This is a genomic window from Streptomyces sp. NPDC025651 (assembly GCF_055558735.1).
In genome coordinates this window covers 1,235,996-1,261,725 of the sequence record NZ_JBVHLZ010000001.1, presented here as the reverse complement: position 1 = coordinate 1,261,725, position 25,730 = coordinate 1,235,996, and the positions used below count along the sequence as shown (strand labels likewise).

Genomic DNA, 25,730 nt, shown 5'->3' with positions numbered 1-25,730 from the left:
TGAGAAGTCACTGATGCATACGAAAAGGGGCGAGACGTACGTATGGTGCGCATCCTGACCGTCTGGGTCCTGACCAGAGCCGTCCTGCTGCTCTGCGTCTTCCATGTGCTGATGGCCCCCGGCCCGGACGTGAGCTCCGACGTGTCCGTCATCTACCAGGGCTGGTACGAGGTCCTGCGCACCGGCACCTTCCCGCTCGACGACGTCACCTGGCAGTACCCGCCCGCCGCCGCCCTCGCGATCCTCTCCCCCGCCCTGCTGCCCTTCCTCGGCTACGCGTCGGCCTTCTTCGTCCTCGCCTTCCTCTGCGACGCGACGGTGTGCGGACTGCTCCTGTACGCGGGGCGGCGGCCCGGCACGTCACCGCGGGGCGCCTGGGTGTGGGTCCTGGGCGTGGCCCTGCTCGGCCCCATCGTCTACGCCCGCTACGACGTGATGGTCACCGCCGTCGCGGTCGCCGCGCTGCTCGCGGGGGCGCGCCGTCCGCGTGCCATGGGGGTGCTCGCCGGGTTCGGGGCGCTGCTCAAGGTGTGGCCGGTGCTGCTGCTCGTCGGCACCCCGCGCGGGCGTGCGACGCGGCGCTCCTGGGCCGCCGCGGCGGGCACGGCCCTCTGCCTCACGCTGGCGTTCCTGGTGGCGATGCCGGGCGCGCTCGCGTTCCTCACCTTCCAGCGCGACCGCGGCACGGAGGTGGAGTCGCTCGGCGCCCTCGTCCTGCACGTCGCGCGGCACCTGGGCTGGCAGGGCGAGGTGCGGCTCAACTACGGCTCGGTGGAGTTCCTCGGCCCGCACGTCCCGCTGGTGAGCACCGCGGCGCAGGCCCTGACGGTGGCGGCCTTCGGCTGGCTCCTGGTGTGGCGGCTGCGCGCGCGGTCCTGGTCGACGGGCACGCCCGCGGACGCGGCGTTCGTGGCCGTGCTGCTCTTCACCACCACGAGCCGGGTGATCAGCCCGCAGTACATGCTGTGGCTGGTCGGGATCGCCGCCGTCTGCCTGCTGTTCCGCACGAGCCGCATGGAGGTCCCCGCGCGCCTTGTCCTCGTGGCCACGCCGGTGACGTTCCTGGAGTTCCCCGTCTGGTTCTCGCACGTGGTGGCCAGCGATCCGCTGGGCGTGGCCCTGCTCCTCGTACGCAATGGCCTGCTGGTCGCGGCGACGTTGCTGGCCTGCAGGAACCTGTGGCGGCAGACCGTGTCCGAACCGCGCGCCCTGGAGCGGCAGTCCGCGCGGGCGGGGGTCAGCCGAGCTCCGAGCGCAGATACGTACGCCAGCGCGCCGTGAAGTCCTCGGGTGTCGTGTCGAGGACCTCGCGCAGGGCGTCCTCGACCGCGCCCGCCCGCTCCTTGTGCTCGCCCACCGCCCGGTAGAAGTCCGTCAGCTTCCGCTCGCCCCACTGCTGCGCGATCATCCGGCAGGCCAGCCACGCGCCCTCGTACGCCCCCGCGAGCCGCTCGGCGTCCTCCGCGAAGCCGAACTCCTCGTCCTTCGGGAGCCCGCCGGGCAGCCGCCCCGCCTGCACCGCGCGCCGCAGCTCGGGCGCGGCCTGCGCCGGGGTGCGCCCCGTGCCGCGGTAGCCCACCCAGTCCGCGAAGCCCTCGGAGAGCCACAGCGGGGTCGCGGCGGAGGTCTGGGCGCGGGTGGCGACGTGGGTCGTCTCGTGGGTGAGGACGACCTGCTTGCCGAAGTCCCCGAGGACGCCGTACGCCTCGGGGTTGATGATGATCCGGTCCGCCGGCGCACGCCGGGACCCGCCCGCCTCGCCCGTGGTGACCGCCGCGATCCCCCGGTACCCGGAAGCGGGCGCCCCCAGCAGCCCCGCCATGCCCTTCAGGGACCGCGGCGCGAGGACGACGACCCGCTCGGGCCACTCCCGCGGCCAGGCGTCCCGCACGGCGGGCACCGCGCGGTCGGCGAGCTCGCGGTAGGCGCGCAGCTCCGAGGCGCTCTGTCCGACGCCGAGCACGAGGCTGCGCCCGCCCCGCTCGGCCGTCACCCGCCCCTGGTCCCAGAGCTGTTCGCCCGCCTTCTTCGCGGGCCGCTCCGCGGTCACGTACCACTGTCCGCCGCGGCGCTCCAGGGACAGGGTGCGCGCGGCGGTGAGGGGGGCGCGGTCGTAGCCCTTGAGGCGGTAGCGCAGTTCGGCGCTCGCCGTGGCCTCGGAGCCCGCGCGGTCGAGCCGGGTCAGGCGGTACTCGAAGGACTGCAGCGGGATGCCGCGCACGTTCTCGAAGACGTCCGCCGCACCGTGCGCGAGCCGCTCGGTCCGCTCGTACGCCCCCTCGTCCCCGTCGAGGACGGCCTGCGCGCGCCGCTCCAGGAGTCTGCGCACGTCGCCCGCGGCGGCGTCCGGCACCGGATCGCCGCCGCATCCGGCCAGCACGGCGAGGCAGAGCGCGAAGCACAGCGCCACCACCCACGACCCACGTCTGTGACCAGCCACGTTCCCGATCGTACGGGGAGGCGTGGGCCGGGGGCTGCTCAGATCCGCGTCACGGATGACACCGGCATCATGCCGACGGGGTCGTAGCGGACCGGAGCTCCGGGGTACGGGGCGTGCACCACCTGGCCGTTGCCCATGTACATCCCGATGTGGCTGGCGTCGTCGCGGTAGGTCACGAGGTCGCCGGGCTGCGCCTCGGCCAGGGACACCTGCTGCCCGGCGTACCGCTGGGCCTGCGAGGTGCGCGGCAGTCCGACTCCCGCCTGGGCGTACGACCACTGGGTCAGGCCCGAACAGTCGAAGCCGGAGGGGCCGTTGGCGCCCCAGACGTAGGGGCGGCCGACCGCGGACCTGGCGGCGGCGATGGCCGCGGCGGCCCGCGAGGAGGACGGGGCCGCGCTGCCGAGGTCCGGCATCTCGGTGCGCCCGGCGGCGCCGGAGCGCGAGGACCTGTCGTACGCCTCGCGCTCCTCGCTCGGCAGCGAGTTCAGCAACCGCCTGGCCTTGGCGAGCTTGTGCTCGACGGTGCGCTTGTGGCGGGCGACGGTGGTGCGGCTCTTCTCCAGCTCGGCGAGCTTGCGGCCCGCCTCCGCGCGCTCCTGGGCGAGGCCGCGCTGGGCCCGCTGCAGATCGGCGAGTTCGCCCGCCTGGCGGCTGCTGATGCGGTCCAGGGCCGCGGCCTTGTCGAGGTAGCCGTCCGGGTCCGAGGAGAGCATCAGCTCCAGCGAGGGGTCGATGCCGCCGGAGCGGTACTGCGCGCCCGCCAGCGAACCGAGCGCGCCGCGCATCTGGTTGATCCGCTCCTGGCCGCGCGCCACGCTGTCCTTGGCCCGCTCGACCTGCGCACGCAGCTTGTCCGCGCGCTCATCGGCCTTGTTGTAGGCCTCGGTTGCCTTCTCGGCCTGCTCGTACAGCCGGTCCACCTGGGCCCGGGTGTCGGACGGCTTGTCCTGCGGCGCGGCACCTGCGGGCGCGGCACCGAAGGCCGCCGCCGCGGTGGCCGCTGCCGCTGAAAGGACGGTCACGCGCGTGCTCCGGTCGAGGCCGGGCTGTGCGGGACGGCGATGGGACCCCACGGGAAGCCGCTCTCCCTTCCGCTGACGAACCCCCGGGCCGTCCCGGGGGAATGCGCGCCGACAGTAGCCGTGCGACTACGGAGGGGCCAACGACCTCGAAGGGCGCGGACAGCCCGACGCCCCGTCTCTGACGCAGGTCATCAACGGGGCGCGGGGTCAGCGGGAGTTGCCGGAATTCGCCCGTTTGGGCGGTGTCGGCAAGGCGTTGACGTCCGGGGAGGCCGTGGCCTCAGACGCGGACGCCGAACTGGAAGTTGCCGAGGTACTCCATCGCCTCGTAGCGCACCACGGCGCCGGGCTTGGGGGCGTGCAGGACCTGGCCGTTGCCGGCGTAGAAGCCGACGTGCGCGAGGTTGTTGAAGAACACCAGGTCGCCGGGCTTGAGCTCGCTGCGGCCGATCCGGGTGCCGTCGTTCTGCTGCGTGTACGTGGTCCGGGTTATGGAGACACCGGCCTGGGCATACGCCCACTGGGTGAGCCCGGAGCAGTCGTAGGAGTTGGGGCCCGAGCCGCCGGAGACGTACGGCTTGCCGAGCTGGGTGGCGGCGGCGCTCAGGGCGGCCTGGCCGCGACCGGACGCGGCCTTCTCCTTGCCGAGCTCCACGCGCTCGTTCGAGGCGCGGCTCGCGCGCTGCTCCTTCTCGGCGAGCTGCTGCTTCTCCTTGGCGGTCAGCGTGTTGAGGAGCCTCTGCGCCTCGCCGAGCTTGCCCTGGACTTCCTTCTTCTTCCTGCCGAGTTCCTTGCGGGTGTCGGCGAGGTCGTCCAGCTTGCCCGCGGCCTCCTTGCGCTGCTGCGCGAGGTCCCGCTGCTTCTTCTGGATCTTCTTGAGCGCCTCGACCTGCTTGCCGCTCAACTGGTCCAGGGTGGACGCCTTGTCGAGGTAGCTGTCCGGGTCGGAGGAGAGGAAGAGCTGCAGAGAGGGGTCGATGCCGCCGGAGCGGTACTGCGCGCTGGCCAGCGAACCGAGGCCGTCGCGCAGGTCGTTGAGCTCCTCCTGGCCGCGGGCGACCTTGTCCTGGAGGTCGTCGATCTGCTTCTCGAGCTTCTCCTGCTTCTCCTTGGCACCGTTGTACTTGTCGGTGGCAAGGCCCGCGTCCTCGTAGAGCTTGTCGACCTTGGACTTGACCTCGTCCTTGCTCGGCTTCGGCGCGGCCTGGGCGGCGCCCTGCGAGGTGAGCGCCACGGCAGCGGCGGCGGTCGCGGTGAGCACGGTCACGCGGGTGCGGCTCGGCTGCTTGGGTCGACGGTGGGACGCCACGAAGGCGGCTCCTTCTTCCTCCAGCCGCCTACCGAGACCCGGTGGGCGGGTACCGCCGCCGTCACCCCGGATGGGTGATCAACCGAGCGGAGGTTCGGGCGTGACCCTAGTGACCTTCTTGTGATCAGTTCAAATCCCACCGGCAAAAAACCGGTCGCCGAGCGCATTCTTTACCGATAACGCACAGTGAGTGATGATCTTCTGACGCTATGTCGCGTGAGAGATCCCTCAATTCGGGCATAGGGCCCAGGAGTTACTTGAGGACCGTTAGCCCCGCGAAAGCCTCTTCTAGCCGCGCGAAAGCCTCTTCAGGAGAACCGCCGAAGCCACCGGCCGCGCGCCCGCCTTCGCGATGCCGTCGGCCACTTCGCGGTCGGTCGAGACGACGACCACGGGCCGCCCCGGCGGCTCCGCGCGCACCAGCTGACGGATCAGTTCATCAGCGGTGACACCGGGCTTGGAGAACAGCACGCGCACACCGCGCGGCGGCGCGAGCAGCACCGGCGCGGCCAGCTCGGCGCCGTCGAAGACGCAGGTGACCTCGGCGCCCGACTGCAGGGCGAGCTGCGAGAGCGAGCCGAGCAGACGCAGCCGCTGCTTCTCCAGCGGCATCGTGGGATAGCCGGTCTTGGTGACGTTGTAGCCGTCGACGACCAGGTGCGCCTGCGGCAGCGCGAGCAACTGATCAAGAATGGCCGGATCGTTCTCCGAGAGGGCGCGGGCAGCGATGTCCTTGGGCGACATCCGGCCCGGCTCGACGGCGTCCACGGTCTCCGCGGGCCGCACCGAGACGGGCGGCAGGGCCAGTTCACGGCGCAGCCCCTGGGCCGCGTCGAGCACCGTGTCGAGCAGCAGCCGCACCCGCATGTCCTCGACGCTGCGCCCCTCGCGCGCCGCCCTGCGGCTGGCCTCCAGGGCGGCCTCGGTCTCGCCGAGCCGCGCCTTGATCCGCCGCGTCTCGCTCTCGGCGGCGGACACCTGCGCCTGCCCCTCGGACCGCACGGTCTCCATCTCGGCGGCGGCCTTGCGCAGCGCCGCCTCGCCCCGCTTGACGTCGCTGAGGGCCCCGCGCAGCTTGCGGTGCATCGATTCGGCTTCCCTGCGCGCCGCTTCGAGCTCCGTGCGCAGCCGCTCGGTCTCGGCCTTGGTCTGGCCGCGGGCCACGGCCAGCTCCTCGCGCAGCCGCTCCAGCTCGGCCCTGGTCTCCTCGTCCGCGCGCTCGGCGTCGGCCCGCTGGGCCTCCTCGCCCGCGGCGGTGACCAGCTTCACCCAGCCCGTGGGGCGCAGCACGTAGGCCGCGGCCGCCACGTCGAGCGGGTCGGCGGCCGGGGGCGGCGAGCCCGCGTCCAGGGCGCCGGCGAGCTCGGGCTGGGCCTCCCTGAGCCGTTCGCCGATGCGCTGGCGGAAGAGGGTGTCGCCCTCCAGCGCGGCCGCCATGGCGTTGCCCGCGAACTTCGCCCGCCGGGTGGGCGTGAACCGGGCGTACTGCCGCAGCTGGGCGGGCAGTTCGGCCAGGGTGAGGCCGCCGAAGCCGTCCGAGACGATCTGGACGACCCGTCGGCGCACCCCGTCGGGCAGCGGACGGTCGAGCACCTCAGCGGCGCCGTCGTCCGGCTCCCCGCCTGCGCTCTCCACCATCCGTCACCCCACTAGCTGTGCGGGCCCCGCTCCCTCAGGAGTCGGCGCCCGGCCTGTCCACGAGTTCCACCTGATCCACGGCGTTGCACCAGCGGCAGCGCACCGACTCGATGGTCTCACTGACCACCTCGCGTTCCTCGACCTTCGACTCACCGGCCAGGTCGAGATGGACATACTCGACGACCTTCGAGGTGCGGGTCACGTCGAAACGCGTGAGATTGCCGCAGAGCGTGCAGCGCCACCGGGTGGTGGCGGTCGGCAGGGGAACCGTCATCGTTGCTGTTCACTTTCTTCGGTGACTCGTTCGGTGACTCGTTCGATGCTTCTTCGGCGACGTCTTCGGCGACCGTGTCGTCACCGCGGGTTTCCGCGGTGCGCATTGCCCGTAACCCTAAGGCCTGTAAGGGGCGCCATGCGGCGGCCTCCGGAGCGGCATGGCGGTCTGTGCAGGTAGCGCCCGTTACGTCATGCTCTGTTCATGATCAACACATGGGGTACGAGGGCGGGCCGGCTGCTCAGGGGCCCCGCCCCGGTGACGTACGCGCTGATCGCCGTCTGCTGCGTGGTCTTCGTGATCTCCCCGGTGTCCGGGCTCAACCCGGTCCACGGCAGCGGCGACCGGCTGCTCGCCGCGCAGCAGGCCTACTTCGAGCGGTGGGGCGTGGTGCCCGTCGAGCTCTTCGACGGTGTCCCCCGTGCCGCCCTCGGTCCGTTCACCGCTCTCTTCGTGCACGGAAGCTGGCTTCATCTGCTCGGAAACATGCTGTTCTTGTACGTGTTCGGGGTCATGGTCGAGGAACGCATGGGGCACCTCCAGTACGCGTTCTTCTACGTCGGCTGCGGATACCTCGCCCTGTTCGCGTACGCCGCCGCGCACGCGGGCTCCGACAAGACGCTCGTGGGAGCCTCCGGGGCGATCTCCGCCGTCCTCGGCGCTTTCCTCTATCTCTTCCCTAAGGCGCGCGTCACCAGCCTCTTCCCGTTCCTCTTCTTCCTGCCGCTGCGGTTTCCGGCGTGGGTGGTGCTGCCGTTCTGGGTGGCGCTGCAGTGGCTGGCGGCAGGGCAGGGGGGCAACGGCACGGGGGTGGCGTACCTGGCGCACCTCGTGGGGTTCTCGCTCGGGTTTCTCTACGCGTGGGGGGTCTACGGGTGGAGGAAGAGGGGAGCGCGCAGCGCATCCTTGCGGGGGCGGGGGCGGGAGACGGGAGGGCTAGAGTGAAAGGCACAGCAGCACCGGCCACCGAGGGAGACAGTCAGCCGTGATCACCGCGATCGTGCTCATCAAGACCAGCGTGGACCGGATTCCGGAGATCGCCGAGTCGATCGCCGCGCTCGACTCCGTCAGCGAGGTCTTCTCCGTGACCGGCACGTACGACCTGATCGCGATGGTGCGCGTGCCGCGCCACGACGACCTGGCGGACGTGATCCCCGGCCGGATCAGCAAGATCCCCGGTGTGGAGGCGACGGACACCCACGTCGCGTTCCGCACGTACTCGCAGCACGACCTGGAGGCCGCGTTCGCGATCGGCCTCGACTCCTGAGACCGGTCCCGCGAGCGCAAGCGGGTCCCGCGAGTTCAGGCCGGTCCCGCGAGCGCGAGCCGGTCCCGCGAGTTCAGGCCGGGTCCGTGAGCGCAGGCCCGTTCCACAGGTGGCCGTGGGCCGGATGAGCGTTTCCTCATCTGCGCCTCATCCTGCCGACGCGGTACGCCCACCACCCTCGCTGTCATGGTCTTCTCCCACCGCATGGCGGCCCTCGCGGCCGTCGTGGCGATCCCGCTCGGCATCGCCGCGACCAGCTACGCCCTCACCGACAACCCCGAGCCGCCCAAGTCCCCGCCGAAGGTGGAGCTGGAGAGCGGCTCACCGTCCTCGACACCGACCTCACCCCGGCCCACGCCGAGCGACGAGAAGGTGTCCCCGCCGCCGGTGAGCGAGAATCCCTCGGGCGATGACAACGACGACGACGGCAGCGAAGGCCGGGGCGACAACGACGACGACGGCCCCGGTGACGACGGCTGAACCCCCGCGCCGCTGGATATCCGCCCGGGTCCGCATCCTGCTGTGGCTGCTCGTGGTGATGACCGTCGCGCTCACCGCGGTCGCGGCCACCACCCGCTCGGTGCTCCTGCGCGACGTCGACCACCGCATCGACCGGCTCCTGGCCCAGGAGACCGGGGAGTTCACCAACCTCGCGCGCGAAGGGGTCGACCCGCACACGGGCGAGCGGTTCACCGACCCCGACCCCCTGCTGCGGCTCTTCCTGTCACGCCAGTACGCCGACCCCGACGAGGAGCTCCTCGGCCTGGTCGGCCGCGACGGCAGGGGGCCCGCCAAGAAGGAGCAGTCCCGCGAGCCGCGGATCGACCATCCGCTGGCCGAGGACCCCGCCGCGCTGCGGGCCGTCTTCGAGTCCCCCGACGCGACCGGCACGCTCCACCGCGACCGGGGCGAGGTCCGCTGGGCGAAGGTGGAGATCGAGGCGAGCGCGGGCCATCCGGCCGCGGCCTTCGTCGTGGCCTTCCACCCGGCGGGCGAACAGGCCAAGGCCGGCGACGTGTTCACCATGCTGCTCGCCATCTCCGGCGTCGCGCTCCTGTTGACGACGGGCATCGGCTGGGCGGTCGCCGGGCGCATCCTCAAACCGGTGCGCCTGGTGCGCACGACCGCCGCGCAGCTCACCGAGCAGGACCTGACCCGGCGCATCCCGGTGCAGGGCAGGGACGACGTCGCGGCCCTCGCCGAGACCTTCAACGGCATGCTGGACCGCCTGGAGCGGGCCTTCGTCGCCCAGCGCGAGTTCGTCGACGACGCGGGCCACGAGCTGCGCACCCCCATCACCATCGTCCGCGGCCACCTGGAGCTGATGGGCGACGAGCCGGGCGAGCGCGAGGAGACGGTCCGCATCGTCATGGAGGAGCTGGACCGGATGAGCCGCATCGTCGAGGACCTGCTGCTGCTCGCCAAGGCGGAGCGCCCCGACTTCGTCACCCCCGAGCCGGTGCAGCTCGCCGAGCTGACCGCGGACGTCTTCGTCAAGGCGAGGGCGCTCGGCGAGCGCGACTGGAAGCTCGCCGAAGTCGCCGACGCCGAGGTCGGGTTGGACCCCCAGCGCATCACCCAGGCGATGGTTCAGCTGGCGCAGAACGCCGTCCAGCACACCCAGCCGGGGCAGCGCGTCAGCATCGGCTCGCGCCTGTGCGCGGGACGGATCGAGCTGTACGTCGCCGACAGCGGGCCCGGGGTGCAGCCGCAGGACGCCGCGGTGATCTTCGAGCGGTTCCGCCGCGGCACCGCGCGGCGCGGCTCCCGCGCCACCGGAGCGGGCCTGGGGCTCGCCATCGTGAAGGCCATCGCCGAGGGCCACGGCGGGCGCGTCGAACTGCGCCCCACGGAGGGCGGCGGCGCCACCTTCGTCCTCGTACACACACACGTACACGCACACCCGGAAGGGGCGGCGCAGCAGTGAACCGGCTACTGATCGTCGAGGACGAGGAGCGCATCGCCTCCTTCGTCGAGAAGGGGCTGCGCGCCAACGGCTTCACGACCACCGTGGTCGCCGACGGGGACACCGCCCACGACTACGCCCTGACCGGCGGCTTCGACCTGATCGTCCTGGACATCGGGCTGCCCGGCAAGGACGGCTTCACGGTCCTGCGCCAGCTGCGCGAGGCCCGCGTGAGCACGCCCGTCATCGTGCTGACCGCGCGGGACTCGGTGCGCGACACGGTGGCGGGCCTGGAGGGCGGCGCCGACGACTGGATGACCAAGCCCTTCCGCTTCGAGGAGCTCCTGGCCCGGGTGCGGCTGCGGCTGCGCACGGCGGCGCGGGCGCCCGAGGTGACGGTGCTGCGCAGCGGCGAGCTCACCCTCGACCTGCGGACCCGCAGGGCGCGTTCGGGCGAGCGGACGGTGGATCTGACGGCGCGCGAGTTCGTCCTCCTGGAGCTGTTCCTGCGCCACCCCGGGCAGGTGCTCTCGCGGGAGCAGATCCTCTCCCACGTGTGGGGCTACGACTTCGACCCGGGGTCGAACATCGTGGACGTGTACGTCAGGGCGCTGCGCAAGAAGCTGGGCTCGGAGCGGGTGGAGACGGTGCGCGGGATGGGATACAGGCTGCCCGAGTGACACGGCGGGCCCCGGAGCCCCCCCCCGGCACGCGCTCGGTGAACTTCCTTTCATCTACGGCTCATTGAGGGCTCACGGCGCCGCACCACGCTGAACCGCGTGACCTTGAACCTGCGGCAAGCCGTGACCCTCTGCACCGCGCTCAGCATCTGCGCCCTGCTGCTGGTCCCCGGGAACTTCCCGGGCCTCGGCGGCGACGCCCGCCTCACGCTCGGCGTCTTCGCCCTGGCGACCTGTGCCTGGATCGGCACGCCGATCGACGACACGTACATCGCGCTCGGCGCGGGCCTCGCTCTCACCGCGACCGGCGTGATCAGCAGCGACACGCTGTTCGGCACCCTCGGCGACGAGACGGTGTGGCTGCTGATCTGCGCCTTCGTGCTCGCGGCCGCCGTGGCGCGCAGCGGGCTCTCCGGGCGGGCGGCGGCCTTCCTCGTCAGCGGGGCGCGCAGCGTACGGCAGTTGACGCATCTGACGACCGCGGCCCTGGTCGTGACGGCCTTCGCGGTGCCGGCCACCTCGGGGCGCGCCGCGCTCGCACTGCCCGTCTTCCTCGCCCTCGCCAAGGTCCTCGCCGACCGGAAGCGACTGGTCGTGATGCTCGCGCTGCTCTTTCCGACCGTGATCCTCCTGTCCGCGGTCGCGACACTGATCGGCGCGGGAGCACATCTGATCACGGTGTCGGTCCTGTGGGAGGCCACCGGCGAGCGGATCGGCTTCACGCAGTGGCTGCTGCTCGGCCTGCCGCTCGCCATGGCCTCCTCCCATCTGGCGGCGGAGGCCGTCCTGTTGACGACCACCCGGCGCGCCGACCGCAAGGGCCCGGTCCGCATCACCCTCGACCAGCTCCAGGAGCACAGCGAGCAGCCCGTCACAGGCCCCTGGGAGCCCGGCGAGACGCGCTGCGCCCTGCTGCTCGCGACGGTCGTCGCGCTGTGGTGCAGCGAGCCGCTGCACCACGTCCCGCCCGCCGTCGTCGCGTTGATCGGCGCGGTCGTGGCCGCCTCCCCCGCTCTTGGCACCGTACGCCTCAAGGACGCCCTGAGGACCGTCCCCTGGTCGCTGCTCCTGTTCATGGCCGCGACGATGGCGATGGGCGTCGCGCTCGCCGACTCGGGGGCGGCGCAGTGGCTGGTGTCCGGGCTGCCCCTGGATCTGTCGCCCTGGGCGTTCCTCGCCGTCGTCGTCGCGGTCAGCACCGCCGCGCACCTCGTCCTGCAGTCCCGCTCGGCCCGCTCATCGGTGCTCGTCCCGCTGGTCGTCGCGGCGGCCGCCGGAGCGGGCGTCAACCCGGTCGCCGCCGCCCTGGCCTCCACGGCGGCCGCCGGCTTCTGCCACACGCTGCCCGCCTCCGCGAAGCCGGTCACCCTCTTCGCCGAGATCCCCGGCACCCCCACCTACACCCCGCGCGACCTGCTGCGCCTCTCCGCGGTCCTGGCACCGCTGAGCGCCGCGCTCGTCCTGCTCTTCGCCCTGACGCTGTGGCCACTGCTCGGCGTCCCCGTCCGCTGACCCGGAAGACCGCTGAACCACCCGAGGAGACCCTCATGCTGACCCGCTTCGCCATCGCCCCCAGCGGCTTCAAGGAGTCCCTGTCCGCGAGCTCCGCGGCCGACGCCATCGCCGCGGGCGTACGCCGCGTCGTCCCGAACGCCGAGACCGATCTGATCCCGCTGGTCGACGGCGGCGAGGGCACGGCCCGCGCGCTGGCGGCCGCGGACGGCGGCCGCCTCGTCGCGCTGCCCGCGACGGGCCCCGTGGGCCAGCGCATCGGCACGCACTTCGCCCTGCTCCGCGACGGCACGGCGGTCGTGGAGATGGCGGCGGTGGCCGGGCTCTCCCTGGTCCCCCGCGACCTGCGCGACCCGGGCGCCACCACGACGTACGGAGTCGGCGAGCTGATCCGCGCCGCGCTCGACACGGGGGCACGGCGCATCCTGGTCGGCTGCGGCGACTCGGGCACCTCCGACGGCGGCGCGGGCGCCCTGCAGGCGCTCGGCGCCCGGCTCCTGGACGCCGACGGCTGGGAACTCCCGCGCGGCGGACGGGAGTTGAAACGCCTGAGCCGCATCGACCCGAGCGGCCTCGACCCCCGCCTCGCGGACACCGAGATCCGCGTCGCCTGCAACCCCTTCAACGTCCTGTGCGGCGAGCGCGGCGTCGCCCGCGTCTTCGGCCCCCAGAAGGGTGCGACCCCCACACAGGTCGAGGAGCTCGCGGCCGCCCTGGACCACTGGGCGCACGTCCTCACCCGCGACCTGAACGTGCGGACCGACCTCTTCCGCGGCCCCGGCACCGGCGCCTCCGGGGGCCTCGGCGCCGGACTCGCCGCGCTCGGCGCCGCCCTGCTCCCCCGCTTCGACGTGCTGCTCGGCCGGCTCGACCTGGACGCCCGGCTGGCCCGCGCCGACCTCGTGATCACCGCGGAGGGCGCCTTGGACCACCAGACGCCGCGCGGCAAGGTCCCGGCCGAAGTGGCCCGCCGCGCCAAGCTGTTCGACCGCCCGGTCCTGGTGCTCGCGGGCACCATCGGTCACGGCGCCCACCAGGTGCGGGCGGCCGGCGTCGACGCCTACAGCGCGATCCTGCCCGCCCCCGTCTCGCTGACGGAGGCGCTCGGCCGGGGCGGCGAGTTCCTCACCGACGCGACCGAACGGGCCCTGCGGATGATCCAGCTCGGCTCACGGCTGCCGTCGCCGCGCCCTCACGCGGCGGCGGTGTCGGGCACGCAACGCCCGTCCTCGGTGCGGTAGTTCCAGCGCGCGCCGTCCGCCACCAGCTCCTTGACGGCGCGCACGAAACGCTCGACGTGCTCGTCGGGGGTGCCCGCGCCGAAGCTCACGCGGATCGCGTTCAGGGACTTCTCGCCCGGCTCCGCCTCCGGGGCGCCGCACTCGCCGGGCTCGTCGGGCTCGCTGCCCAGCAGGGTGCGCACCAGCGGGTGGGCGCAGAACAGGCCGTCCCGTACGCCGATCCCGTACTCGGCGGAGAGCGCGGCGGCGAAGTGCGAGCTGTTCCAGCCGTCCACCACGAAGGAGATGACGCCCACGCGCGGCGCGTCGTCCCCGAAGAGCGAGAGCACGCGCACCTGCGGCACCTCGGCGAGGCCCTCGCGCACCTTGCCGATCAGGTACTGCTCCCGGGCCACCAGCTCGTCGAAGCCCGCGTCGGTGAGCGCCTTGCATGCGGAGGCGATGGAGTAGACGCCGATCACGTTCGGGGAGCCGGCCTCGTGCCGCGCGGCGCTCTCGTGCCACTCCACGTCCACGCCGCCGTCGGCGCGTCGCGCCACCTTCCGCGAGGCACCGCCGCCCGCGAGGTAGGGCTCGGCGTCGCGCAGCCAGTCGGAACGGCCCGCGAGCACGCCCGAGCCGAAGGGCGCGTACAGCTTGTGCCCGGAGAAGGCGACCCAGTCGACGTCCAACTCGGCGAGGGAGACGGGGTGGTGGGGCGCGAGCTGGGCGGCGTCGAGCACGATGCGGGCACCGTGCGCGTGAGCGGCCGCCGCCAGCTCGCGCACCGGCCAGAGCTCACCGGTGACGTTGGAGGCCCCGGTGACGCAGACCAGCGCGGGACCGTAGGGGTCACGGTCGGCGAGGGCCCGCTCCAGCGTCCGCACCGCCTCCTCGGGGGTGCGCGGCGCGTTCAGGTAGGTCACCCGCGCGTCCCGCCACGGAAGGAGCGAGGCGTGGTGCTCGGTCTCGAAGACGAAGACCTGGCAGTCGGCGGGCAGGGCGGCGGCGAGCAGGTTCAGCGAGTCGGTGGTGGACCGGGTGAAGACGACCTGGTCGTCCTCGCGGCAGCCGAGGAACTCGGCAACAGCCGTGCGGGAGTTCTCGAAGAGGTCGGTGGAGAGCTGCGACAGGTAACCGGCCCCGCGGTGCACGCTGCCGTAGTACGGGGCGTAGGCCGCCACATCGTCCCAGACCCGTTGCAGGGCCGGCGCGCTCGCCGCGTAGTCGAGCGCGGCGTAGCTGACTTCACCACCGGTGACCAGCGGAACGGTGACGTCCCTGCCGAGGACCGGCAGCGGGGCGCAGACGGAGGCGTCGACGGCAACGGCGGAAACAGACATGGCGAACTCCCGTGAGAGGCAGGCGAATTCACCGCGCCGGAGCTGCTCCGAGAGCTGCTTCGACGGCGCGGGACAAGGATGAAAAGGGTGTGCGGAGGCGGGGCGTAGAAGCCCTGTCACATTCGCTGGCTCACGAGACTGCTCCCTTGAGGACCAGGACCCCAGGGTTGCGAGGGGTCCGCGCTTGCCATACGCCTTGCTGCGTACGGCCTGGTCTTCACCCGGGGCACCCCGCCACGGACGGAGGGTTGCCGGACAGCGGGCCGGGGCCGTAGTCGCTGTCACTCATGACCTGTGCAGCATCCTGCCACACGATCTTCGACGCGCAAGGCGCAGTCCAGAATCCGGACTGCGCCCTGCGTCACATCGGTCGGAGCTTTCAGCGGTTGCTGGCCGCCACCCAGCGCTCCAGCGCCTTCTTGGCCGCACCGGAGTCGATGGACTGCGCGGCCCGCGCCATGCCGGCGCCGATCTGCGCCGCGAACGGCTCGTCGGTCGGCTTCAGGGCCACGAGGGCCGCGGCCGCGTTGAGGAGCACCGCGTCCCGCACGGGCCCGGTCTCCCCGTCCAGGAGCCGCAGCGCGACCTCCGCGTTGTACGAGGCGTCCGCGCCGCGCAGCGCGGAGATCGGCACCAGGTCGATGCCGACGTCGCGCGGGTCGAAGGACTCCTCGCGCACCACGCCGTCGCGCACCACCCAGACGCGGGAGGTGCCCGTCGTGGTCAGCTCGTCGAGCCCGTCATCGCCGCGGAAGACCAGGGACGAGTGCCCGCGCTCGGCGAAGACTCCCGCCACGATGGGCGCCATCCGCGGGTCGGCGACCCCGACCGCCTGGGAGCGCACCTTGGCCGGATTGGTGAGCGGACCGAGCAGGTTGAAGACGGTCCTGATCCCCAGCTGACCGCGCGCGGCGCCCGCGTGCCGCAGCGCCGGGTGGAACTTCACCGCGAAGCAGAAGGTGATCCCCGCCTCCTCCGCGACCTCGACGACCCGGTCGAGCGGCAGCTCCAGGTTCACCCCGAGCTTCTCCAGTACGTCGGAGGAGCCCGACGCGCTGGAGGCGGCGCGGTTGCCGTGCTTGACGACCTTCGCTCCCGCGCCCGCGACGACGATCGCGGACATGGTCGAGATGTTGACGGTCTTGGCACCGTCGCCACCGGTCCCGACGATGTCGACGGTCTGGCCCGGCACCTCGATCACATTGGCGTGCTCGTACATCGTGCGGACGAGCCCGGAGATCTCCTCGACGGTCTCGCCCTTGGCGCGCAGCGCGACCACGAAGCCCGCGATCTGCGCGTCGGTCGCCTCGCCCCGCATGATGCGGTCCATGGCCCACGCGGTGTCGTCGGCGCTCTGGTCACGCCCGTCGAGCAGGCCGTTCAGTACGTCGGGCCAGGAACGGCCCGCCGCGGTGTTGCCTCCTGCGGGGGTCACAGCGTTCATAGCCGCTCCTGGGGATTCCTAGACGTATGAAGAATGCACCCCTCGACACGGGGATGGCACCACCCTATCCAGCCCGGGGGACGGCAAAGAGCCCCGTCCATGCAATGGACGGGGCTCTTGCCGTGGCGACCGTGTGGTCAGAGCTCGGTGAGCTTCAGATGATCAGTGGTGGCCGTGGCCGCTCGTGATCTCCTTGTACTCCTCGACGGTGGGCTTGGGGATCTGGTTGTCCTCCCCGTAGTAGCCCTTGGAGAGCTTGGCCCGGAGCTTCTGCGAACCGGACACCTTGCGCTCGACACCGTTCTCGTCGACCGTCGGGCCGATCTCGACCGGCTTGTACTGCTCGTGCGCGGTGAGGGTGTGCAGCTGCTCCTGACTGAGCGGCTCGTGGACCTCGATGAACTCGCCGTGCGGCAGGCGCTTGATGATGCCGGACTCGCGTCCGTGCAGCACCTTGTCCTTGTCGCGCCGCTGCAGACCCAGGCAGATCCGCTTGGTGACGATGAAGGCGATGACCGGTCCGGCGAAGAAGAAGATCCGGACGAACCAGGTGATCGCGTTGATCGACAGGTGGAAGTGCGTGGCCCAGAGGTCGTTTCCACCACCGACGAGCATGATCATGTACGCCGTGATCCACGCGACACCGAAGGCCGTACGGGTCGGGGCGTTGCGCGGGCGGTCCAGGATGTGGTGCTCGCGCTTGTCCCCGGTGACCCAGGACTCGATGAACGGGTAGACCGCGATCGCCGCGAGGACCACCGGGAAGATGATCAGCGGGATGAACACGCCCAGGACCAGCGTGTGGCCCCAGAGGTTGATCTCCCAGCCCGGCATGACACGGATCAGACCCTCGGCGAAGCCCATGTACCAGTCGGGCTGGGCGCCGGTGGACACCTGGTCCGGACGGTAGGGGCCAAGAGCCCAGATCGGGTTGATCGAGGCGATCGCCGCGATGGCCGCGATGACACCGAAGACCAGGAAGAAGAAGCCTCCGGCCTTGGCCATGTAGACGGGCAGCAGCGGCATGCCGACGACGTTCTTGTTGGTCTTTCCGGGGCCCGCGAACTGCGTGTGCTTGTGGTAGAAGACCAGGATCAGGTGCGCCACCATCAGGCCGAGCATGATGCCCGGCAGCAGCAGGATGTGCACCGAGTAGAACCGCGCCACGAAGTCGCCGCCCGGGAACTCCCCGCCGAACAGGAACATCGACAGGTACGTGCCGATGACCGGGACGGACAGGATCGCGCCCTGCATGAAGCGGACACCGGTGCCGGAGAGAAGGTCGTCCGGGAGCGAGTAACCGGTGAAGCCGGTGAACATGCCGAGGACGAACAGCAGGAAGCCGAACAGCCAGTTGATCTCACGCGGCTTGCGGAACGCGCCCGTGAAGAACACGCGCATCATGTGCACGAACATGCCGGCGAGGAAGATCAGCGCCGCCCAGTGGTGGATCTGCCGGATCAGCAGACCACCGCGCACATCGAAGGAGATGTGCATGGTCGAGTTGAACGCCTCGGACATCAGCTGTCCCTGCAGCGGGACGTAGCTGCCGTGGTACTCCACCTCGTTCATCGACGGGTGGAAGAACAGCGTCAGGTACACACCCGTGAGGATGATGATGATGAAGCTGTACATGCAGATCTCGCCGAGCATGAAGGACCAGTGGTCCGGAAAGATCTTGCGCATGTTGGCCTTGGCCAGGGAGTAGATCCCAAGGCGGCCGTCGGCCCAGTCGGCCACCCGCTCACCGGCGGGTGCTTTCTGACGCTTGTCGTTCGAAGAATTCGAGGTGCTCATCCGCGCTCCCAGAAGGCAGGACCGACGGGCTCTTCGAAGTCGCCGAGCGCCTCGAGGTAGCCCTCCTCGTTCACACCGATGCGCAGCTGCGGCAGGGCGTGACCGGCCGGGCCGAAGATCACTCGGGCACCGTCGGAGAGGTCGAAGGTGGACTGGTGGCACGGGCAGAGGACGTGGTGCGTCTGCTGCTCGTACAGGGAGATCGGGCAGCCCACGTGGGTGCAGATCTTGGAGTACGCCACGACGCCCTCGTGCGACCACTCGAGCTCGCGCTTGTCCTTGATGTTCTCCGGCTGGATCCGGACGATCATCAGGGCGGCCTTGGCGATCTGGGTCTGGAAGTCGTGGTCGTGCTCCGACATGCCCTCGGGCATCGCGAACGTCAGCGAACCGACCTGCACGTCCGAGGGACGCAGCGGCTCGTGCGTGTTCATGTTCACGAGCATCTTGCCCTTGGCCCACTTGGTGTGCCGGAGCTTGTCCTCGGGCAGCGGACCGAGGTCACGCAGCAGGACGACACCGGAGAGCGGGACCAGGGCGAGCGCGCCGAACATCGTGTTGCGGATCAGCTTGCGCCGGCCGAACTGCGACTCCTCGGCACCGGCCTTGAAGTCGGCCATGACCTTGGCCTTGACCTCGGGCTCGGCCTCGATCGCGTGCCGGTCGTCGGCGACCTCCACGTCGGACATCAGGGTGCGGGCCCAGTGGACCGCGCCCGCGCCGATGCAGAAGAGGGCCAGGCCCAGGGTCAGACCCAGGGCGAAGTTCAGGCCGCTGATGTGACCGATCGGCCAGATGAACACGCTCTTGTCCGCCGGGATGGCGACGAACGAGGCGATGAAGCCGACCGTGGCCAGCATCGAGAGCGTGAACAGGAAGGCGATCGCGCGCTCGGAGCGCTTGGCCGCCCGCTCGTCGATGTCCTGGATGCGGTGCTCGTGGGGCGGAAGGCCCGGGTCGGCGAACGGGTTCTCGTCCGCGACCGCCACCGAGCCGTGCTCGGCGTCCTGCTCGCTGGGCAGGTTCTTCTCTTCTGGAATCTCTTGGCTACTCATGACTTCTTGGCCTTTGCGGTCCGAGCGGCGACCCACACGGCGACCGCGATCAGCGAACCGAGACCGAAGATCCAGGCGAAGAGGCCTTCACTGACCGGCCCCAGACCACCCAGCTTGAGACCGCCAGGGCTCTCGGTCTTCTCACCGTTGACCGCGTCGAGGTACGCGATGATGTCCTTCTTCTCCTTCTCCGGCATCGTCGTGTCGGGGAAGGACGGCATGTTCTGCGGGCCGGTCTGCATGGCCTCGTAGATGTGCTTCGGGGAGACACCCTCCAACGAAGGCGCGAACTTGCCGTGCGTCAACGCGCCACCTTCACCGGTGAAGTTGTGGCACTGGGCGCAGTTGGTACGGAACAGCTCGCCACCCTTGGCGATGTCGGCCCCGTCCGGGCTGTACTGCTTCTCGGTCGGAACCGAAGGACCGGCACCCAGCGACGAGATGTACGCCGCCAGCTGGTCGATCTGGGTCTGGTTGTAGATGACCTTCTTCTTGGGCGCCTGGGCGCCCTGCTGCTGGAGCGGCATACGGCCGGTGCCGACCTGGAAGTCGACAGCGGCGGCGCCCACGCCCACCAGACTCGGACCGTCGGACGAGCCCTGACCGCCGGTTCCGTGGCAGCTGGAGCAGCCCACGGCGTAGAGCTTCTTGCCCTCGTCGATGGCGAGGGACTGGGCGGTGTCATCGGCCTGCGCCTTGTCCGCCGGCGCGAACGCGGCGTACAGCCCCCCGGTGGCCGCCAGCGCGAGGAGTAGGACGACGACCGCCGCCAGCGGATGGCGTCGTCGTGCGGAGAGCTTTTTCACGGATTACCCCGGTGTCAGGATCTTCTGCGTCGATGCTTCTGGAATGAGTCGGTATGTCGCCGTAGCGACCCGCCGATTACTTGATCATGTAGATCGTGGCGAAGAGGCCGATCCAGACCACATCGACGAAGTGCCAGTAGTAGGACACGACGATGGCTGCGGTCGCCTGCTCGTGGGTGAACCTCCTGGCCGCATAGGTGCGGCCGAGGACCAGCAGGAAGGCGATCAGGCCGCCTGTCACGTGCAGTCCGTGGAAGCCGGTGGTCAGGTAGAAGACCGAGCCGTAGGGGTCCGACGAGAGCGAGAGGCCCTCGTGCTTGACCAGCTCGGTGTACTCGTACACCTGACCGCCGATGAAGATCGCACCCATGACGAAGGTGACGATGAACCACATCCTGAGCTTCTTCACGTCACCGCGCTCGGCGGCGAAGACGCCGAGCTGGCAGGTGAGTGAGGAGAGCACCAGGATCGTGGTGTTCGTCGCCGAGAACGGGAAGTTCAGGGCCGAAGCCATTTCCTTCCAGTGATCGGGACCCGTCACCGATCGCAGGGTGAAGTACATCGCGAAGAGGGCCGCGAAGAACATCAGCTCGGAACTCAGCCAGATGATGGTTCCGACGCTGGTGAGGTTCGGTCGATTGACCGGCGGGTGCGCGTGCCCGGTATCTACTGTCGTTGCTGTCGCCACGACCGACATTATGTCGGTCGCTTATCCCGCCCTCACCCCGGGGGGTGCCGTTCGGAGTGTCTGCGGCGTGTGTCCTGCCCGGATGGCCCATCGGAGGCCTCTCCGAACCGGTGTTGACGGGGTGTCGGGAGGAGTAGCATCCGCGCATCGGTTCCCGATCCCATGACGGCACAGCTGAGCTCAGCCTGATGTTCTGGAGGAACAATGCAGCCGACCGCCACGGTGCTGGTCTACAGCGACAACGCGAGCACCCGCGAGCAAGTCCGGCTGGCGACCGGCCGCAGGCCAGCGACCGACGTCCCCGTCGTCGAGTTCGTCGAGTGCGCGACGCTGCCCGCGGTCCTCAAGGAGCTGGACAGGGGCGGCATCGACGTCTGTGTCCTGGACGGCGAGGCGGTGCCCGCGGGCGGCATGGGCGTCTGCCGCCAGATCAAGGACGAGATCTTCCAGGCGCCGCCCGTCCTGCTGCTCATCGGGCGCCCGCAGGACGCCTGGCTCGCCACCTGGAGCCGCGCGGAAGCGGCGGTGACCCTTCCGGTCGAGCCGGTGGAGTTCGCGGACGCACTGGCCGCCCTGCTGCGCTCCCGGCTCGCCGTTCAGGCCTGACGGCGTACGGATCACGAGAGAGGGGCCCGCGCGGTGGCGCGGGCCCCTCTCTCGTGCCTCTGACGGCCTCTGTGCCGGGCCGCTAGACCTGCGGCCGCAGTCGGGCCGCGTCGACCGCCGCGGGGCCCTCCTTGGTCCCGGAGAGCAGCGCGCTGCCCTCCCGCCACTTCTTCCAGCTCATGTTCCAGTCGCCGAGGCCGTTGCCGAACGTCGGCATGTCCTCGCCGTAGCTGTTGATGGTCCGGGTGATGTCGCCCTGGCGTACGGTCTCGAAGAACCAGGCGGCGTTGCTCGTGCTCATGCCGACGCAGCCGTGGCTGACGTTGGCGTAGCCCTGCGAGCCCACCGACCAGGGCGCCGCGTGCACGTATTCACCCGTGTCGGTGAGCCGCGTCGCGTAGTAGACCGGCAGGTTGTACGAGTCCCTGCTGCCCGCGGGGATGCCGATGCTGGTGCCGCGCATCCGTACGAAGTACTCCTTGCCCAGCACCACCTTGACGCCGTTGCGGGTGGAGTAGCCGGGCTTCCCCGTGGTCACCGGGATGGAGTTGATCTCCTCGCCGTTGCGGTAGACCGTCATCCAGTGCGAGGAGGCGTCCGTCACAGCCTCGATGCGGTCGCCGATGGTGAGCCTGAGCGGCTTGGCCTCGCCGCCCCACAGCTTGTCGCCGACCTTGATGCCCTCGAGGTTGCTGGAGACGTTCACGGTCGCGCCCGCGGGCCAGTACTCCTTGGGCCGGTAGTGCAGCGTCTCGCTGTCCACCCAGTACCAGGCGCCCTCGGCCGCGGGCACCGCACGGACCTTCAGGGCGCGTTCGACGATCGCCCTGGCCTCCTTGCCCTTCACCGGGGTGCTGAGCGAGGCCGTGACGGGCTGTCCGACGCCGTACTTGCCCGCCTCGGGGCCGAAGGTGACCTTCAGCTGCTTCTTCTTGGCGGCCGGGGTCGTGTCGAACGTCATGACCTTGCGGCCGGGCGACCCCTCCTCGTCCTCGGTGCTCACGCGCACCGTGTAGTGGGCGCCGGCCGCCAGCGGTGCGGTGCTGTGCCACCGGGCGCCGTCGGCGGAGAGTTCACCCGCCACGTACCGACCCATCTCGTCGGTGGCCGTCACATCGGTGATGCGCCCCTCCTTGCCCTGGGCCGTGACCTCCAGGGGCTTGTCGGGGTCCGCCTTCTGGCTGCCCACGGGGCCGTTGAAGGCGATCTGGCCGGCCGCGTCGTACGGCTTCGCCGAGAGCGGGTGGCCGTCGGAGCTGCCGCATGCCGTGGCCCCCGCACCGAGGGCGGCCACCAGCATCGTGCAGCTCAGTACCGTGCGGATTCGCGGTGAGTGGCTCATACATCACACGGTATGAAGGTTCATCAGCTCCGGCGCGGCGAGTGACCCGTCCGAGGGGCGCCCCCGGCACGCCGAGGGGCCCGGACACTCCGTCAGGAGTGTCCGGGCCCCTCGGGCACGGGTGCGTGAACTACGGACTCACTGAGTCTGGTTCTCGCCGCGGTAGTACTCGAAGACCCAGCCCCACAGGCCGATCAGGATGATCGGGGCCGAGAAGTACAGCAGCCACCAGCCGAGGGCGATGGACAGGAAGGCCAGCGCACCACCGACGGCCAGGGAGAGCGGCTGCCAGCTGTGCGGGCTGAAGAAGCCCACCTCGCCGGCCTCGTCCGCGACGTCGGCCTCCTTGTTGTCCTGTGCGGACGCGTCGACTCGCCGGGCCGTGAAGGCCAGGTAATAGCCGATCATGATGCACAGGCCGAAGGCCAGGAAGAGCGCCGTGGTACCGGCCGGCTCCTTCGACCACACGCCATAGACGATCGCCATGGCGAGGACGAAGACGCTCAGCCAGATGAACATCTTGCCCTGGATCTTCACTTGCCGGCCTCCTTGCCGCCCGCGAGCGCCTTGTCCTCGTGGCCGTGGGCCTCGAGGTGGTCGAGGGCCGCGATCTCAGGGTGGTGCAGGTCGAACGCCGGCGATTCCGAGCGGATGCGCGGCAGGGTGAGGAAGTTGTGCCGCGGCGGCGGGCAGGACGTCGCCCACTCCAGCGAACGGCCGTAGCCCCACGGGTCGTCGACCTCGATCTTCTTGCCGTACTTGGCCGTCTTCCAGATGTTGTAGAAGAACGGCAGGATCGACAGACCGAGCAGGAACGAGCAGATCGTCGAGATCGTGTTCAGCGCGGTGAAGCCGTCGGCGGCGAGGTAGTCCGCGTAACGACGCGGCATGCCCTCGGCACCCAGCCAGTGCTGGACGAGGAAGGTGCCGTGGAAGCCGACGAACAGCGTCCAGAAGGTGATCTTGCCCAGGCGCTCGTCGAGCATCTTGCCCGTGAACTTCGGCCACCAGAAGTGGAATCCGGAGAACATCGCGAAGACCACGGTGCCAAAGACCACGTAGTGGAAGTGCGCGACCACGAAGTACGAGTCGGAGACGTGGAAGTCCATCGGCGGCGAGGCCAGGATGACGCCCGTCAGACCACCGAAGGTGAAGGTGATCAGGAAGCCGACCGCCCACAGCATCGGGGTCTCGAAGGACAAGGACCCCTTCCACATCGTTCCGATCCAGTTGAAGAACTTCACGCCTGTTGGCACGGCGATGAGGAACGTCATGAAGGAGAAGAACGGGAGGAGCACGCCGCCTGTGACGTACATGTGGTGCGCCCACACCGTCACCGACAGACCGGCGATGGCGATGGTCGCGCCGATCAGGCCCATGTAGCCGAACATCGGCTTGCGGGAGAAGACCGGGATGACCTCGGAGATGATGCCGAAGAACGGCAGAGCGATGATGTACACCTCTGGATGGCCGAAGAACCAGAAGAGGTGTTGCCACAGCAAGGCGCCGCCGTTGGCCGCGTCGAAGATGTGGGCACCGAACTTGCGGTCCGCCTCCAGGGCGAACAGCGCGGCGGCCAGGACCGGGAAGGCCAGCAGAACGAGGACCGCGGTCAGCAGCACGTTCCACACGAAGATCGGCATGCGGAACATGGTCATGCCCGGCGCGCGCATGCAGATGATGGTGGTGATGAAGTTGACCGAGCCGAGGATCGTGCCGAAGCCGGAGAAGGCCAGACCCATGATCCACATGTCGGCGCCGATGCCCGGGGACCGGACCGCGTCCGAGAGCGGGCTGTAGGCGAACCAGCCGAAGTCGGCGGCACCGTTCGGCGTGAGGAAACCGCCGACCGCGATGAGCGAGCCGAACAGGTACAGCCAGTAGGCGAACATGTTCAGCCGCGGGAACGCCACGTCGGGCGCGCCGATCTGCAGCGGCATGATCCAGTTCGCGAAGCCGGCGAACAGCGGCGTCGCGAACATCAGCAGCATGATCGTGCCGTGCATCGTGAACGCCTGGTTGAACTGCTCGTTCGACATGATCTGCGTGCCGGGCCGGGCGAGTTCGGCGCGCATGAAGAGCGCCATGACGCCGCCGATGCAGAAGAACGCGAACGACGTGACCAGATACAGCGTGCCGATCGTCTTGTGGTCAGTGGTGGTCAACCACTTGACGACGACGTTTCCCGGCTGCTTGCGCCTGACCGGCAGCTCGTTCTCGTACGAGTCTTCTGCTGCCGCGGCACCCTGGGGTTCGTTGAGGATGCTCACAGGTTGTTCGTCTCCCGGTTCTTCTCGTGGGGCGTCTGCTCGATGCCGGCCGGGATGTAACCGGTCTGGTTCTTCTTCGCCAGGTCCTCGAGGTGCTGCTTGTAGCGCTCGGGAGAGACGACCTTGACGTTGAAGAGCATCCGGGAGTGGTCGACGCCGCAGAGCTCGGCGCACTTGCCCATGAAGGTGCCCTCCTTGTTCGGAGTCACCTCGAAGGCGTTGGTGTGGCCGGGGATGACGTCCTGCTTCATGAGGAACGGCACCACCCAGAAGGAGTGGATGACGTCACGCGACGTCAGAACGAAGCGGACCTTCTCGCCCTTGGGGAGCCAGAGGGTCGGGCCGGGGTTGCCGTTCTGGGGGTTCCGCTCACCGGGCGTACCGACCTCGTAGACACCGTTGGCGTTCTCCGGGAAGTCCTTGCGGAACCTCTCCGGGATGGCCTCGAGGTCCTTGGACGTCTTGGCGTTCTCCTTGCCGGCGCCCTTGACGTTCTCGACGTAGTTGAAGCCCCAGCTCCACTGGTAGCCGACCACGTTGATCGTGTGGGCCGGCTTTTCCTCGAGAGCGAGGAGCTTCGACTCGTCACGAGCCGTGAAGTAGAAGAGCACCGAGACGATGATGAGGGGAACCACCGTGTACAGCGCCTCGATGGGCATGTTGTAACGCGTCTGCGCCGGTACTTCCACCTTGGTGCGGCTGCGCCGGTGGAAGATGACGCTCCACAGGATCAGACCCCAGACCAGCACGCCCGTGGCGAGCGCTGCCGCCCACGAGCCCTGCCAGAGGGAGAGAATCCGCGGAGCCTCTTCCGTTACCGGGGTGGGCATTCCAAGGCGGGGGAAATCCTTGTATGTGCAACCGGTGGCGGTTACCAGGATCAGGCCCGCAGTCAGCACCTGCGGCAGCTTCCGCCGCATCGGGCGCCGCGACGAGCGGTCGGAGCCGTTGGGACTCACGTAGCGCCTTCCCGAGAGTCTCGCCCGCGCGGTCGGCTGCGGCCTTCACGCTGGTCGGTCGCCGCCCTGCGGCGGGCAGGGGTTTGGATGTTTATGCGGACCAAACCCTACTGGACGCTATTTGGGGTCGCGCGGGGAGGGTGCCTAAC

General features: G+C 70.1%; 24 protein-coding genes and 1 riboswitch. Of the genes, 9 read left to right on the top strand and 15 right to left on the bottom strand.

The features are described 5' to 3' along the window. Window positions 1–42 precede the first annotated feature (42 nt). Window positions 43–1,281: a glycosyltransferase 87 family protein gene (locus tag ACZ4D5_RS05870; protein WP_467771078.1), complete on the top strand. Its 1,239-nt coding sequence runs from the start codon at window positions 43–45 to the stop codon at window positions 1,279–1,281. On the opposite strand, the gene ACZ4D5_RS05865 is transcribed toward ACZ4D5_RS05870, so the two are convergent. From ACZ4D5_RS05865 to ACZ4D5_RS05845, 5 genes are all read right to left on the bottom strand, one after another. Then, window positions 1,238–2,440 (bottom strand): hypothetical protein, encoded by a 1,203-nt coding sequence (locus tag ACZ4D5_RS05865; protein ID WP_467771077.1) that lies wholly within the window; start codon window positions 2,438–2,440, stop codon window positions 1,238–1,240. The two genes, ACZ4D5_RS05870 and ACZ4D5_RS05865, sit on opposite strands and share 44 nt — an antisense overlap. 38 nt (window positions 2,441–2,478) lie before the next feature. Further along, window positions 2,479–3,516 (bottom strand): C40 family peptidase, encoded by a 1,038-nt coding sequence (locus ACZ4D5_RS05860; protein WP_467771076.1) that lies wholly within the window; start codon window positions 3,514–3,516, stop codon window positions 2,479–2,481. A gap of 229 nt (window positions 3,517–3,745) precedes the next feature. Next, window positions 3,746–4,774, bottom strand: a complete 1,029-nt coding sequence (locus ACZ4D5_RS05855; RefSeq protein WP_467771075.1) for a C40 family peptidase — start codon at window positions 4,772–4,774, stop codon at window positions 3,746–3,748. 288 nt (window positions 4,775–5,062) lie between these two features. After that, window positions 5,063–6,412, bottom strand: coding sequence for an NYN domain-containing protein (locus tag ACZ4D5_RS05850; RefSeq protein ID WP_467771074.1), 1,350 nt, complete (start codon window positions 6,410–6,412; stop codon window positions 5,063–5,065). 34 nt (window positions 6,413–6,446) lie between these two features. Continuing rightward, window positions 6,447–6,686 (bottom strand): hypothetical protein, encoded by a 240-nt coding sequence (locus ACZ4D5_RS05845; RefSeq protein ID WP_362331544.1) that lies wholly within the window; start codon window positions 6,684–6,686, stop codon window positions 6,447–6,449. 204 nt (window positions 6,687–6,890) lie between these two features. On the opposite strand from ACZ4D5_RS05845, the gene ACZ4D5_RS05840 reads away from it, so the two are divergent. The 7 genes from ACZ4D5_RS05840 to ACZ4D5_RS05810 all read left to right on the top strand — a co-directional run bounded on the left by ACZ4D5_RS05840 (window position 6,891) and on the right by ACZ4D5_RS05810 (window position 13,292). After that, complete coding sequence (locus ACZ4D5_RS05840) at window positions 6,891–7,631, top strand: rhomboid family intramembrane serine protease (protein WP_467771073.1); 741 nt, start codon at window positions 6,891–6,893, stop codon at window positions 7,629–7,631. 40 nt (window positions 7,632–7,671) lie between these two features. Further along, the gene (locus ACZ4D5_RS05835) at window positions 7,672–7,953 is read left to right on the top strand and encodes an Lrp/AsnC family transcriptional regulator (protein ID WP_125512351.1); all 282 of its coding nucleotides are present in this window, start codon (window positions 7,672–7,674) and stop codon (window positions 7,951–7,953) included. A 186-nt stretch (window positions 7,954–8,139) separates the two neighbouring features. Continuing rightward, the gene (locus tag ACZ4D5_RS05830) at window positions 8,140–8,433 is read left to right on the top strand and encodes a small secreted hydrophilic protein (RefSeq protein ID WP_467771072.1); all 294 of its coding nucleotides are present in this window, start codon (window positions 8,140–8,142) and stop codon (window positions 8,431–8,433) included. Continuing rightward, window positions 8,363–9,880, top strand: a complete 1,518-nt coding sequence (locus ACZ4D5_RS05825) for a sensor histidine kinase (RefSeq protein WP_467771071.1) — start codon at window positions 8,363–8,365, stop codon at window positions 9,878–9,880. The genes ACZ4D5_RS05830 and ACZ4D5_RS05825 overlap by 71 nt, the downstream gene beginning before the upstream one ends. Further along, entirely contained in the window at window positions 9,877–10,539 is a 663-nt protein-coding gene (locus tag ACZ4D5_RS05820; protein WP_467771070.1) for a response regulator transcription factor, read from the top strand. Before ACZ4D5_RS05825 ends, ACZ4D5_RS05820 begins: the two co-directional genes overlap by 4 nt. Before the next feature lie 99 nt (window positions 10,540–10,638). Continuing rightward, window positions 10,639–12,051: an SLC13 family permease gene (locus ACZ4D5_RS05815; RefSeq protein ID WP_467771069.1), complete on the top strand. Its 1,413-nt coding sequence runs from the start codon at window positions 10,639–10,641 to the stop codon at window positions 12,049–12,051. A gap of 35 nt (window positions 12,052–12,086) precedes the next feature. Then, window positions 12,087–13,292, top strand: a complete 1,206-nt coding sequence (locus tag ACZ4D5_RS05810) for a glycerate kinase family protein (protein WP_467771068.1) — start codon at window positions 12,087–12,089, stop codon at window positions 13,290–13,292. On the opposite strand, the gene ACZ4D5_RS05805 is transcribed toward ACZ4D5_RS05810, so the two are convergent. The 6 genes from ACZ4D5_RS05805 to ctaE form a co-directional block, all read right to left on the bottom strand. Beyond that, window positions 13,244–14,614 (bottom strand): aminotransferase class V-fold PLP-dependent enzyme, encoded by a 1,371-nt coding sequence (locus ACZ4D5_RS05805; RefSeq protein WP_467771067.1) that lies wholly within the window; start codon window positions 14,612–14,614, stop codon window positions 13,244–13,246. The genes ACZ4D5_RS05810 and ACZ4D5_RS05805 overlap by 49 nt on opposite strands. Window positions 14,615–14,789: 175 nt before the next feature. Beyond that, a riboswitch (SAM riboswitch) is annotated at window positions 14,790–14,907 on the bottom strand. An 86-nt stretch (window positions 14,908–14,993) separates the two neighbouring features. After that, complete coding sequence (trpD, locus tag ACZ4D5_RS05800) at window positions 14,994–16,058, bottom strand: anthranilate phosphoribosyltransferase (protein ID WP_467771066.1); 1,065 nt, start codon at window positions 16,056–16,058, stop codon at window positions 14,994–14,996. Window positions 16,059–16,220: 162 nt separating this feature from the next. Then, window positions 16,221–17,855, bottom strand: coding sequence for a cytochrome bc1 complex cytochrome b subunit (qcrB, locus tag ACZ4D5_RS05795; protein WP_467771065.1), 1,635 nt, complete (start codon window positions 17,853–17,855; stop codon window positions 16,221–16,223). Next, on the bottom strand, window positions 17,852–18,910 hold the full coding sequence (gene qcrA, locus ACZ4D5_RS05790) for a cytochrome bc1 complex Rieske iron-sulfur subunit (protein WP_467771064.1): 1,059 nt from the start codon (window positions 18,908–18,910) through the stop codon (window positions 17,852–17,854). Before qcrA ends, qcrB begins: the two co-directional genes overlap by 4 nt. Continuing rightward, a complete protein-coding gene (gene qcrC / locus ACZ4D5_RS05785) occupies window positions 18,907–19,716 on the bottom strand; it encodes a cytochrome bc1 complex diheme cytochrome c subunit (protein WP_467771063.1) in 810 nt (269 codons plus the stop codon). The genes qcrA and qcrC overlap by 4 nt, the downstream gene beginning before the upstream one ends. 76 nt (window positions 19,717–19,792) lie before the next feature. Then, on the bottom strand, window positions 19,793–20,413 hold the full coding sequence (gene ctaE, locus ACZ4D5_RS05780; RefSeq protein ID WP_362331510.1) for an aa3-type cytochrome oxidase subunit III: 621 nt from the start codon (window positions 20,411–20,413) through the stop codon (window positions 19,793–19,795). A 195-nt stretch (window positions 20,414–20,608) separates the two neighbouring features. Here ctaE and ACZ4D5_RS05775 point away from each other — a divergent pair, with 195 nt between their 5' ends. After that, a complete protein-coding gene (locus ACZ4D5_RS05775) occupies window positions 20,609–21,010 on the top strand; it encodes a hypothetical protein (RefSeq protein WP_467771062.1) in 402 nt (133 codons plus the stop codon). 82 nt (window positions 21,011–21,092) lie between these two features. Here ACZ4D5_RS05775 and ACZ4D5_RS05770 read toward each other — a convergent pair whose 3' ends face one another. From ACZ4D5_RS05770 to ctaC, 4 genes are all read right to left on the bottom strand, one after another. Next, window positions 21,093–22,352 carry a L,D-transpeptidase gene (locus tag ACZ4D5_RS05770; RefSeq protein WP_467771061.1) on the bottom strand — a complete coding sequence of 420 codons (1,260 nt, stop codon included), beginning with the start codon at window positions 22,350–22,352 and terminating at the stop codon, window positions 21,093–21,095. 138 nt (window positions 22,353–22,490) lie between these two features. Then, window positions 22,491–22,889 carry a cytochrome c oxidase subunit 4 gene (locus ACZ4D5_RS05765; RefSeq protein WP_467771060.1) on the bottom strand — a complete coding sequence of 133 codons (399 nt, stop codon included), beginning with the start codon at window positions 22,887–22,889 and terminating at the stop codon, window positions 22,491–22,493. Then, the gene (gene ctaD, locus ACZ4D5_RS05760; protein WP_467771059.1) at window positions 22,886–24,622 is read right to left on the bottom strand and encodes an aa3-type cytochrome oxidase subunit I; all 1,737 of its coding nucleotides are present in this window, start codon (window positions 24,620–24,622) and stop codon (window positions 22,886–22,888) included. Before ctaD ends, ACZ4D5_RS05765 begins: the two co-directional genes overlap by 4 nt. Next, window positions 24,619–25,581 (bottom strand): aa3-type cytochrome oxidase subunit II, encoded by a 963-nt coding sequence (ctaC, locus tag ACZ4D5_RS05755; RefSeq protein WP_467771058.1) that lies wholly within the window; start codon window positions 25,579–25,581, stop codon window positions 24,619–24,621. The genes ctaD and ctaC overlap by 4 nt, the downstream gene beginning before the upstream one ends. Window positions 25,582–25,730: the final 149 nt, after the last annotated feature.